Genomic DNA, 10,719 nt, shown 5'->3' with positions numbered 1-10,719 from the left:
CACCAGCACCCCTGCCCCGGCGTAGTTGTTACCGCCGCGGCCCGCCCCCCGCGGCGCCCAGTAGACGGGCCCGGCGGTGGCGCGCTGATGAAGATCCCCGGCGAAGGTGACCTGCTCGCGCTGACCGTCGACGACGGCGTCAACAGCGAGGTGGTGCGCGCCTACACCCAGTTCGCCAAGGACACCGGGGTGCGCCTGACGTACTTCGTCAACGGCACCTACGACTCGTGGACCGAGAACAAGGAAATGCTGCGGCCGCTGGTCGACAGCGGGCAGATCCAACTAGGCAACCACACCTGGTCGCACCCTGACCTGACGACGCTGACCAAGGAGCAGGTGGCCCAGCAGCTCACCCGCAACGACGAGTTCCTCAAGAAGACGTACGGGATCGGCGCGAAGCCGTACTGGCGGCCGCCGTACGCGAAGCGCAACGCCGTCGTCGACGCCGTCGCGGCCGACCTCGGCTACACGGTGCCGACGTTGTGGTCGGGGTCGTTGTCGGATTCGACGCTGATCACCGAGGACTACATCGTGCAGATGGCCGATCAGTACTTCACCCCGCAGGCCATCGTCATCGGGCACCTCAATCACCTGCCCGTGACGCACGTCTACCCGCAGCTCGTCGACTTCATCCGGGACCGAAACCTGCGCACGGTCACGCTCAACGACGTCTTCCTCAAAACGCCCTAGCGGCCGGCGATCGCGGCGAGGCGCCCGTCAAGGGTGGCGTGGAAGTGCCCTGCGGCGCTCTCGTGCCGACCGAACTCCACGAATTCGTTTGCACCCGAGCGCAATCCGCGCTGCACGCCCTCCGACATCTCGTTGTCTTCCACCGCGCCCAGGGCGATGAAGCTACCGGCACCCGCCGGGTTGCTCGGGGCATGGGCCGAATCGAACTCGGGTTTGACCATCGTGTAGACGACGAGCGTGCTGTGGTCGATGTCGAGCGGGTCGACCACGATCACGAGCACCAGGTCGGGAAAGGTCGCCACCATGACATTGGGGAACAGCTGGTACAAGTACGTCACCCGGGCGTCCGTCGTCCAGCTGCTCTCCGGTCGCTCACGCAGCCGCTCGATGTTGCGGTACGGGAACGTGATTCGACTGTTCGGGCCGAACTTCTCAACCACGTTGAGGTCGTCGTATTGCACCGGGAAGAAGGTTTCCTTGTGCGTCGACCGGATGTGGTAGCCCTCCAGGAACTGTTCGACCAGCACCTTCCAGTTCATTGCCTTCGGGGTGGACTCCACGTACACCAGCCGGCTCGCCGGCAGCAGCTTGTCCCGCCAGGCGGTCCCGTCGGACAACGCGGCCAGCGCCTCGTCCAGCAAATCAGCTGTGCCCGTGGCTAAGTCGAGCGCGCCGATCACGACGAGCCCGTCGACCTCGCGGCTGGGAACCTCGACCAGGCCGCGGGTCGAAGCGTCCAGGCCCGGGAACGCCTCGGCGTGGGGCACGTGCGAGAGCGCTCCGTCCAGGCGATAGGTCCAGCCGTGGTAGCGACACACCAAGGCGTGCGAGCAGCCGGCCCCCTCGACGAGCGCGAAGCCGCGATGCCGGCATGCGTTGCGGAACACCCGCGCCTGTCCGTCACGGCCCCGCACGGCGAACAGCGGCACACCGAAGGCGATGCGCTCGACGTGGTCGCCCGGGTTGGGGATCGTCGCCGAGGGCACGAAGACGCTCGGCATCGCGCGCAGCAGCCGCAGCTCCTGGGCGAATCGGCTTGGGTTCAAGTAATTTTCGACCGGCTCGCGCCAGGCATCACCCTCGTCGGTGGTACCGGCGTCGACATGGGCGAGGACGCGCCGCACGATCTCCGCATCGTCGGCGAGCACCGACTTGGTCGGCGAACTCATTCGAGCAGTATCACACTATTGATGTCACGCGTCAATGAAATGGTGATACGGTTTCAGCCGTGCCCGCCGCATCGCGATCCCGAGCGAGCGACCTGATCGACGGCCGGCCGCTTAGCGCGCGCTCGGTGCTGGCCTCGGCGCTGCTCGGGTCGGACGGTGGACGCCTCACGGTGTCGGAACTGGTCGCGGTGGGTTCGCTGTTCGGGATCAGCCCGGGCGCGACGCGCACCTGCCTGTGGCGCATGGTGTCCAACGGCGAACTGACCGCCGACGACGGCAGTTACGCGCTCGCGGGCAGGCTTTCGGAGCGCCGTCAGCGGGTCGACGAGGCGGCCCGAATCGACGACGCGGCCGCCTGGGACGGAACCTGGGAACTGGCGATCGTCGCGCTCGAGCGCAGGTCGGCCACCGATCGCCTCGAACTGAGGAAGGCGGCGACGGCGCTGCACCTCGCCGAGCTTCGGGAGGGCGTGTGGGTCCGGCCGGATAACCTGGATCCGCAACGGTTTCCAACCCTGAAGGCGGTAGTTGACCAGCAGTGTACCCACTTTCACGGAGCCGCCACCGACATCGCCGCCGACAAGGTGCGAACACTTTTTTCGCTGGATGAATGGGCCGACGACGCCGCGTCGCTCATCGATGCCATGAACGCCGCGCTCGAGGCCGGGCGGGGCGACGATTCGACCCGAAGGTTCACTTCCGAGTTCGCGCTATCGGTCGCCGTCGTCCGGCATCTCCAGCTCGACCCGCTGCTGCCCGCGGAGTTGATCGGCAGGCGCTGGCCGGGCCGCACGCTGCGCAGTACCTACCGGCGGTTCGATCACGCCTTCAAGCAACGGATGCACATCGCCTTTCGTGCGCCATAGAACGCTTACAGCGAGTCGACGATTTCCTTCGCCTCGCGCAGCCCCGCACCGGTCAGCTCGCGGTACAGCTTGATCGCTGCGATCTTGTTCCCGGAGCGGGCGAGGCCGATGACTTCCGTGGGCACACCGTTCTCGAACGCACCCGGCGCGGCACCGCCGGCCTCGCTGCCGAACGTCGGGCATTCGATCCCGAGTCGATCCGAGAGCAGGCGCACCTGGTGCTCGAGCAGCGCAAGACGGCGGTAGACGAGCGGATCTTCCATCCCGTCACGATAATCCGCCGCGCGCCGTCGAGCGCGGTGACCGAGCGCGTCAGCCGGCCGGCAGGATGTTCTGGTTGATGTGGAAGACGTTGTCCGGATCGTATTGCGCCTTGATCTCGCTGAGGCGCTGGTAATTCGGACCGTAGGTCGCGCGGACCCGGTCCTGGCCCTCGTCCATCATGAAGTTGACGTAGGCGCCGCCCGCCGAGTGCGGATGGATGGCCTCCCAGTACTCCCTCGTCCAGCGCTTCAACGCCCCCGCGTTCGCCGGGTGGGGGTCCACCCCGGCAATGACCTGCGAGTAGGTGACATCCCGGTAAGCGAAAGCGGTTTCGGCCTCACCCACGCGGTGGACGGCGCCGTCGATCGGGTAGAGATGCATCGTCGAGTGCATCGTCGGCAGGCCCTCGGTGAAGTGGGCGTGGGCTTCAACGGCGGCATCGGGGATGGTCCGGATGAAGTCGCCGCGCCAATACCATTGCAGCCCTTTGGGATACAGGGTGTCGAAGGTGGAGTTCAGCGCGGGATACGGGGCGGCGGCCAGGCCCTCGAAGGCCGGTTGCATCTGCCGCACGGGTGCGAACACCTCGTCGGCTCGGGCGGGATCGCCGGTGTAGCACCACATGACGGCGCAGGCCTTCTGCAGGTGGAAGGCCTCGGGGAACGGCGCCGCCGGCGGGACGGTCATGGCCGCGAAGAAGCCGTAGAGGTCCTCGTCCTGCGCCGGCAGGAAGTCCCGATACCAGCGCAGGATGTCGGCGGTGGCCGACGCGGGCCAGGCCGTGGGACCACAGATCACCGTGTGCACCGGATGCAGCCGGAAGGCGAACGAGGCGACGACACCGAAGTTTCCGCCGCCGCCGCGCAGCGCCCAGAACAGGTCGGGGTGCTCCGACTCGGACGCGGTCACCACGCGGCCGTCGGCCAGGACGACTTCGGCCGCCAGCAGGTTGTCGATGGTGAGGCCGTGCTTGCGGGTGAGGTAGCCGTGGCCGCCGCCCAGGGTGAGGCCGCCGACGCCGGTGGTCGAGATGATGCCGGCCGGCGTCGCCAGGCCGTGCGCGTGGGTTGCCGCGTCCACCTGCGCCCACGTCGCTCCGCCCTGGACGCGGGCGGTGCGCCGATCGGGGTCCACGTCGACGCGGTTCATCGGCGACAGGTCGATCACGAGACCGCCGTCGACAGAACCGAATCCGGGCCCGTTGTGGCCCCCGCCGCGCACCGCGACCGCCAGGTTCGACGCCCGCGCGAATTCGAGGGCACCCGCGACGTCGCGGGTCGACGCGCAGCGCACGATCGCCGCCGGCCGTTTGTCGATCATGCCGTTGTGCAGCGCGCGGGCCTCGTCGTAGCCCGGATCCGCGGGCAGGATCGCCTGGCCGCCGAATTGGCCGCGGAGTTCTTCGGTTGCGGTTGTCAGGCTCATGTCCCGCACCTCCTCTTCGCTTCGGTCAGACTTGCTGCCGCGACGCTACGTATTGAAAAGGCCCTGCGTCATGACCACAACGAAGCATTTCCGAGGTAGCCAACGATAGTCACATCTGACTATCGACCGGCCAAGACGGCGCGATTACGTTGATCCCATGGCGCAATGGGTGCCGCCCCCGCTCCCAGCGGAACTGATGGCGCGCCGCCGCGGCCCGCTGGTGGGCCGCGACGCGGAACTCGCGGCGTTCGAGCGGGCGTGGGAACGGGTCGAGGGCGGTGACCGCCAGGCGGTGTTCATCGGCGGTGAGCCCGGGGCCGGTAAGACGCGGTTGGCCACCGAGGTGGCCGGCACCCTGGCGGCCCACGACGTCGCGGTGCTCGTGGGCGCCTCGACGGCCGACGAGGACGTCCCGTACGCGCCCTTCGCGGTGGCGCTGGACCGGCTGCTGACCGCCGCGCCGCCTGGCTCGATGGCCGCCCTGCTGGCCGACGTCGGGCCGCAACTGCGCCGGCTGTCGGCCCAGGTGGACCGGCATCTGCCCGACGCCGGTGCGGCGATGGACGTCGGCTCGCCCCGGCAGGCGCTCTTCGACGCCTTGACCGGCTTCCTGCGCCGCCTGGCCGCCGACCGCCCCGTCGCGTTGATCGTCGACGATCTGCACTGGGCGCAGCTGCCCACCCTGGCAATGCTCGAACACGTGCTCATCGCGTGCGCCGATGTCCGCATGCTGTTGGTGGCCACCTTCCGCACGACCCCGCCAGACCGTTCCGACGAGCTCGCCACGCGGCTGGCCGAACTGCACCGCTTCGACGGGGTCCGACGCCTGGACCTGGCCGGGCTGGACACCGAGGCGATCGCCGAATTCGTGCGCCGCACCCAGCAGTTGGCGCCCGCGTCCGCGCGCACGGCCGCCGCGCTATTGCGCGACAAGACGGGGGGCAACCCGTTCTTCTTGACCGAACTGGTCAACGACTTGGAGGTCCGCGGCAGGCTGGCGACGTTGGGGGCGCAGCAGACCGTCCCCGCTTCGATCGGGGACGCCATCGCCCGCCGCCTGGCCGGGCTCGGGGCCGGCGTGCGGGGCGTCATCGAGCAGGCCGCGGTGTTGGGAGAAACGTTCGATCTGCCCGCGTTGATCGCCGCGAGTGACACCGATCTGCCCGCGACGCTCGCGGCGGTCGATTCGGCCGAAGCCGTGGGGTTGGTCCGCGCGGTTCAGGACTCCGACGGGGAGTTCGCGTTCGTGCACGCGCTCACCCGCGAATCGGTGATGGGCGGCATGGCGGCGTCACGGCTGCGGATCATGCACGCCCGGGCCGCCGAGGCGCTCGAGGGCAGGGCGGACCCGTCGGTCGTCCCGCGCCTGGCGAACCATTACCTGCGGGCCCACGTCCTCGGCTACCACGAACAGGCGCTGCGGTACGCGCACCAGGCGGCCCGGATGGCCGAACAGAGCCTCGCCTACGAGGACGCGGCGAGGTGGTTCGAGCGGGCGGCGTCGCTGCCCGAGATGAACCGCGCCGATCGGGCCAGGCTGCATCTCGACGCGGCCGCCAATCACGTGCGCGCGGGTGATTTCGCGCGGTCGCGCGCGATCTACGATCGCCTGAGCGCGATGGATGACCCGCTGATCCGCCTGGGCGCCGCCGTCGGCTACGAGGAAGCGAATTGGCGTCGGGGACAGTCCGATTCGAAGGCCGCGGACCTGCTGGCGTCGGCGCTGGAATCCTGCGGCCTGGATACCGAGGACCCCCGTTATGTCCAGGCGCTCGGCAGCTTCGGGCGGGCGCTGGCCTTCGCCGGTGAGGCGTCGCGGGCGCGCGACATCGGCAACAAGGCGATCGAACGCGCGCGAGCCTTGAACGATCCGGCGGTGCTGATGCACACCCTGAAGACGAGCCTGTGGCACGGGCTCACCCCGGAGCTCTGCGAGGTGCAGGCGGAGCGTTCGGCCGAGGTATCCCGGATGGCGCTGGCGCGCCGGGACTATGAGGTGCTGGGGGCGGCCTCACACTTTCGCGCCATGGTCAGCTATCTGGCCGGCCGGCCCGACGACCTGCTCGCCTCGACCGCGGACATGCGGCGAGCCGGTCAAGCCTGCGGGCAGCCCGTCTTCGGCTTCGTCGGCGCGTGCGTCGAGCAAGCGCTCGCTTATCTGCGCGGTGACTTCGCGGGTGCCGAGCGGTGGGCCGATATCGCCTTGCGCACAGGCGATTTGTTCGACGCGGAGGACACCGAGGGCTCGAACGGGGTCCAGATGTTCATGATCCGGCGCGAAACATCGGAATTGAAGAGATTCGCCGGATTCGTCGACGGCAGTGAGACGTTCACCGGGCGGTGGGTGCCCGGCCTGCTGGCGTTGTACACCGAGCTCGGCTGCGAGGCCGGCATGACCCGGGCCCTCAATCATCTGCTCAATCGCAAGCTCGGCGACCGCACCAACGAGGCGCAATGGCCGATGGAGCTGGTCTTCATGGTCGAGGCGGCGTTGGAGTTGAGCAACCGGGAAGCCCTGCATGCGCTGCGCCCGTTCGTATCTCGCTACTCCGGTAAGAATCTGGTCGCCGGCCAGTTCGTCGCGCTGTTCGGCAGCGCCGACCGGTACCTCGCCCGGATGGCGGCGCTCGATGGCGACGCCGCCGCGGCCGAGCGACATTTCGCCGCGGCCCTCGAGATGGACCGCCGGATGGGCTCGGTGGTCCACGTCGGCGAGACGCTGGCCCGCCACGCGGCGTTTGCGGCGTCGCGCGGCCGGACCGAGGAAGCGCGGCGCCTGGCCGGGGAGGCCCGGGCGATCGCCGCGCCGATCGGACAGCAGCGGGTCGTCGACCTGGCCGATGCGCTGCTGTCGTCGAGCGCCGAGGGCCCGGACGGCTTGACCGAGCGGGAGGTCGAGGTGTTGCGGCTGCTCGCCGAGGGGTTGAGCAATCGCGCGATCGGTGAGCGCCTGTACATCAGCACCAACACCGCCGCCAACCATGTCCGCAACATCCTGATCAAGATCGGCGCCGCGAACCGCACCCAGGCGGCGATGTACGCCGCCGACCGGGAACTGCTCGGCTAGTGACCTCAGATGTCCGACGTGGCCCCGGTGGGCATGACACGATCGCGCATCTCGACGATGACGTCGGCGGGCAGCCCGGCGCGCGCGGCCGCCGTTCTGATCGCCTCGGGCGACGGCGCCTCGTACAGGCAATAGGTCTTTCGTTTGTCCGCCGACAGGAACGAGTACATCCAGCGGACGCCCTCCTGGTCGTTGATCCGATTGATCCCGTCGGCGACCTCGAGGCTGGGTTCCAGCTCCTCGGCGAAGTTGCGCTCGACCATGAAGATGGGCACGGCGGACTCCTGTTCATTGTCTTGGGTCGAACCTACGCCCTGAACGCCCGCTAAGACGAACGATTTGCCCGTGCCGTCACTCGGGCGCCGCTTCGGCGGCATGGACGAGCAGCAGCTGTAGGGTTTCGCGCAACTCGCCCAATCGCTGGCGGCCCAGGACCCGCGCCCAACGCTCCTCCAAATCGATTGCATGGGAGCGCATTACCCGAAGCGCGTGCCGGCCGCGCGTCGTCAGCTCGATGATGCGCGCTCGGGCGTCGACCGGATCGGGTGCTCGGGACACGTAGCCATGCCGCTCCAGGGCGGCGATTGCCTGGGCAACCGCCTGACGGGTCACGCCGAGCCGGTCGGCCAGGTCCGACGCGTGCAGTCCCCCGGCCGCCAGCGGCACCAGGGCAACCGCTTGCGCCGGGCGGATGCCGTCGAGTCCCGCGGTGGCGAAGGCCGCCCGCAGTCCCGGCGCCCCCGATGCGGCCACCAGATTCACCAGCGCCGGAACGGTGGGCTGCCAATCGGGATGCAATGGCCGTCGCATGGGGAAGAGTGTGCCATTCGGGTGTTGATTGACAAGTAACTTGTCAAAAGCGGCGGCGGCTGCCACGATGGCGGCATGCCATCGCGTCGGGCCCGGGGGGCCGGCCTCTGCGTCATCGCCGTCCTGACCGCCTTGCTGGGCGGGTGCCTGGGCGGCGGCGGGCACGCACTGGGAACGCCCGGCGCGCAGACGATCCCGGTCGGGCAGTCGACCCAGAGCATCGAATCGGGCGGTATCATCCGGTCCTTTCACCTGTACCGACCACAGGGCGTCTCCGATCCGGCCCCACTGGTGGTGATGCTGCACGGCGGTTTCGGCAACGGCGAGCAGGCCGAGCGCGCCTACCACTGGGACGCCGAGGCCGACCGCGGAGGATTCCTGGTCGCCTACCCCGACGGCCTCAACCGCGCCTGGAACGCCGGCACCTGCTGCGGACAACCGCAGCGCGTCGACGCCGACGACGTCGGCTTCATCACGACCATGGTCGCCGCCATCGAACAACAGCTGCCCATCGATCGGGCGCGCGTCTACGCCACGGGCATGTCCAATGGCGCGATGATGGCGCTCCGGCTGAGCTGCCAGTCCGACCTTTTCGCGGCGATCGCTCCGGTGGCGGGAACGCTGCTGACCGACTGTTCCCACGCCCGCCCGACCTCGGTGCTGCAGATCCACGGCACGGCCGACGACCGGGTCCCCTACAACGGCGGCCCCGGAAAAGCCTTCGCGGCCAACGGGACTGCCCGCGTCGACGGGCCATCGGTGGAGTCCGTCAACGCCACCTGGCGCGCCATCGACGCGTGCGGACCGCCGAATGCGACCACCGTGGGCGACGTGACCACGCATACCGCCGGGTGCGCGGACGGGCGCACCGTCGAGTTGATCGCGGTGGCCGGCGCCGGTCACCAATGGCCGGGCGGTGAGCCCAGCCCCCTTGCCGAAAAGCTCGCGGGCATCCCCGCCCCCTCGTCGGCCCTGGACGCCACCGACACGATCTGGCAGTTCTTCGCCCAGAACCACCGCTAGCGGCACGCGTTCTCTAAAAGTTTAGAGATTGCCCTTCCCCCGGCGGCGTCCGATTGTTACCGTTCCGTAATGCGCCGGGTTGGGGGAGCTTTCGCCGTCCTGCTGATCGTCACCTCAGCCCTGATCGGGGGCGGGGGCCTCGCCCGCGCCGACGGCGGGGACGAACCGCAGTACGCGGAGTTCTACACGCCGCCCGACCCGCTGCCGCCGGGCCAGCCGGGCGACCTGATCCGCACCGAGCCGTCGCGGCTGGTGCTGGAACCGTCGGGCCAGCTGGGCGCGATCATGGCCACCGGTACCCGAATCATGTACCGCAGCACCGACACTCGCGGTAACCCGATCGCCGTCACGGGCACCTACTTCGAGCCCTACAACGCGTGGCCGGGCAAGGGGCCACGGCCCCTGATCAGCTACGCGCCCGGCACGCAGGGCCAAGGCAATCAGTGCGCGCCGTCGCGGATGTTCAACCAGGGCATCCATTATTCGGGCGGCTGGGACATCATGTTCAACTACGAGGAGCTGTTCGTCGCCACGATGGTCGCGCGCGGTTTCGCCATCGTGATGACCGACTACGAGGGCCTCGGCACCACCACGATGCACACCTACGTGGGCCGCGTGGCCGAGGGGCAGGCCGTGCTCGACGCCGCCCGCGCGGCGATGCGGCTGCCCGGCACCTCGCTGGATCCCCATGGGCCGGTGGCCTTTTGGGGCTACTCGCAGGGCGGCGGCGCGACCGCATCGGCGGCCGAGCTGGCGTCGGCCTACGCACCCGATCTTCACGTCGTGGGCACCTACGCCGGGGCGCCGCCTGCGAACCTCAAGGAGCTGTTCCCCTACGCCGACGGCAGCGTCCTCGTCGGAGTCGTCGGGTACGCCCTCAACAGCGTGATGGCGGCTTATCCCGAAGCCGCCGACGCGATTCGCTCCAAGATGACGCCGCGCGGGCTGGCGATGCTGGAGTCGGTGTCGCGCCAATGCGTCGGACAAACCTTGCTGGACTTCATGTTTCGCCATATCCAGCCCTACTTCACCGAAGACATCAATCAATTGGTCAACGAAGAACCGTTCAGCACCCTGTTCGAGGACCAGCGGATCGGGCGCTACAAACCCAACGCGCCGGTGCTCATCAACAGCAACCGGTACGATCCGCTGGTGCCGTGGACCGCGGCCAACCAACTCGGTCGCGACTGGTGCGCCCAGGGGGCCGACGTGGAATTCCGCACCAACGAGGAACCACCGTTTCTCAACAAGCTGATCATCAACCACGCGCTGCCCATGCTCGTCGACGGCGAGCCGGCCATGCAGTGGATCGCCGCGCGCTTCAACGGCGAACCGACCGCACCCAACTGCGGTCAGTTCTAGACTGGACGCATCGCTGCACGTAGAAAGCACAACGCGCCCGAGC

General features: G+C 68.9%; 10 protein-coding genes. 5 read left to right on the top strand and 5 right to left on the bottom strand.

Annotation, left to right across the window (positions count from 1 at the left end; translation table 11 throughout):
• On the top strand, positions 1-690 hold a 690-nt coding region (locus tag A5680_RS05275), incomplete at its 5' end, for a polysaccharide deacetylase family protein (RefSeq protein WP_197499726.1).
• Here the strand turns inward: A5680_RS05275 and A5680_RS05270 are convergent.
• Complete coding sequence (locus A5680_RS05270) at positions 687-1,859, bottom strand: SRPBCC family protein (RefSeq protein ID WP_067816928.1); 1,173 nt, start codon at positions 1,857-1,859, stop codon at positions 687-689. The genes A5680_RS05275 and A5680_RS05270 overlap by 4 nt on opposite strands.
• A gap of 59 nt (positions 1,860-1,918) precedes the next feature.
• Between A5680_RS05270 and A5680_RS05265 the strand changes: the two genes are divergently transcribed.
• Positions 1,919-2,725: a PaaX family transcriptional regulator C-terminal domain-containing protein gene (locus A5680_RS05265; protein ID WP_067816924.1), complete on the top strand. Its 807-nt coding sequence runs from the start codon at positions 1,919-1,921 to the stop codon at positions 2,723-2,725.
• A 5-nt stretch (positions 2,726-2,730) separates the two neighbouring features.
• Here the strand turns inward: A5680_RS05265 and A5680_RS05260 are convergent, their stop codons facing one another.
• Together A5680_RS05260 and A5680_RS05255 are read right to left on the bottom strand one after the other, a co-directional pair.
• Positions 2,731-2,988, bottom strand: coding sequence for a ribosomal protein L7/L12 (locus A5680_RS05260; RefSeq protein ID WP_067816919.1), 258 nt, complete (start codon positions 2,986-2,988; stop codon positions 2,731-2,733).
• Positions 2,989-3,037: 49 nt separating this feature from the next.
• A complete protein-coding gene (locus tag A5680_RS05255) occupies positions 3,038-4,414 on the bottom strand; it encodes an FAD-binding oxidoreductase (protein ID WP_067816917.1) in 1,377 nt (458 codons plus the stop codon).
• Positions 4,415-4,571: 157 nt separating this feature from the next.
• Here A5680_RS05255 and A5680_RS05250 point away from each other — a divergent pair, with 157 nt between their 5' ends.
• Positions 4,572-7,481: a helix-turn-helix transcriptional regulator gene (locus A5680_RS05250; RefSeq protein WP_067816914.1), complete on the top strand. Its 2,910-nt coding sequence runs from the start codon at positions 4,572-4,574 to the stop codon at positions 7,479-7,481.
• Between the two features lie 5 nt (positions 7,482-7,486).
• Here A5680_RS05250 and A5680_RS05245 read toward each other — a convergent pair whose 3' ends face one another.
• Both A5680_RS05245 and A5680_RS05240 read right to left on the bottom strand, forming a co-directional pair.
• On the bottom strand, positions 7,487-7,756 hold the full coding sequence (locus tag A5680_RS05245; protein WP_055403572.1) for a DUF4242 domain-containing protein: 270 nt from the start codon (positions 7,754-7,756) through the stop codon (positions 7,487-7,489).
• A 76-nt stretch (positions 7,757-7,832) separates the two neighbouring features.
• Positions 7,833-8,291, bottom strand: coding sequence for a MarR family winged helix-turn-helix transcriptional regulator (locus A5680_RS05240; RefSeq protein WP_067816911.1), 459 nt, complete (start codon positions 8,289-8,291; stop codon positions 7,833-7,835).
• Between the two features lie 75 nt (positions 8,292-8,366).
• Between A5680_RS05240 and A5680_RS05235 the strand changes: the two genes are divergently transcribed.
• Both A5680_RS05235 and A5680_RS05230 read left to right on the top strand, forming a co-directional pair.
• Positions 8,367-9,314 (top strand): PHB depolymerase family esterase, encoded by a 948-nt coding sequence (locus A5680_RS05235; RefSeq protein ID WP_067816908.1) that lies wholly within the window; start codon positions 8,367-8,369, stop codon positions 9,312-9,314.
• A 69-nt stretch (positions 9,315-9,383) separates the two neighbouring features.
• Positions 9,384-10,676, top strand: a complete 1,293-nt coding sequence (locus A5680_RS05230) for a lipase family protein (protein ID WP_067816905.1) — start codon at positions 9,384-9,386, stop codon at positions 10,674-10,676.
• The last annotated feature ends 43 nt before the right edge of the window (positions 10,677-10,719 follow it).

This window comes from Mycobacterium sp. E2989, assembly GCF_001667595.1.
Lineage (GTDB): Bacteria > Actinomycetota > Actinomycetes > Mycobacteriales > Mycobacteriaceae > Mycobacterium.
Note: the sequence above shows the minus strand (reverse complement) of the source record. Positions and strands in the feature narration are given on the sequence as shown.

Excerpts from the sequence above, each read along its gene's own strand:
- A5680_RS05270 (WP_067816928.1), bottom strand. The coding sequence starts at position 1,859 with ATGAGTTCGCCGACCAAGTCGGTGCTCGCCGACGATGCGGAGATCGTG.
- A5680_RS05260 (WP_067816919.1), bottom strand. The coding sequence starts at position 2,988 with ATGGAAGATCCGCTCGTCTACCGCCGTCTTGCGCTGCTCGAGCACCAG.
- A5680_RS05255 (WP_067816917.1), bottom strand. The coding sequence starts at position 4,414 with ATGAGCCTGACAACCGCAACCGAAGAACTCCGCGGCCAATTCGGCGGC.
- A5680_RS05250 (WP_067816914.1), top strand. The coding sequence starts at position 4,572 with ATGGCGCAATGGGTGCCGCCCCCGCTCCCAGCGGAACTGATGGCGCGC.
- A5680_RS05240 (WP_067816911.1), bottom strand. The coding sequence starts at position 8,291 with ATGCGACGGCCATTGCATCCCGATTGGCAGCCCACCGTTCCGGCGCTG.
- A5680_RS05235 (WP_067816908.1), top strand. The coding sequence starts at position 8,367 with ATGCCATCGCGTCGGGCCCGGGGGGCCGGCCTCTGCGTCATCGCCGTC.
- A5680_RS05230 (WP_067816905.1), top strand. The coding sequence starts at position 9,384 with ATGCGCCGGGTTGGGGGAGCTTTCGCCGTCCTGCTGATCGTCACCTCA.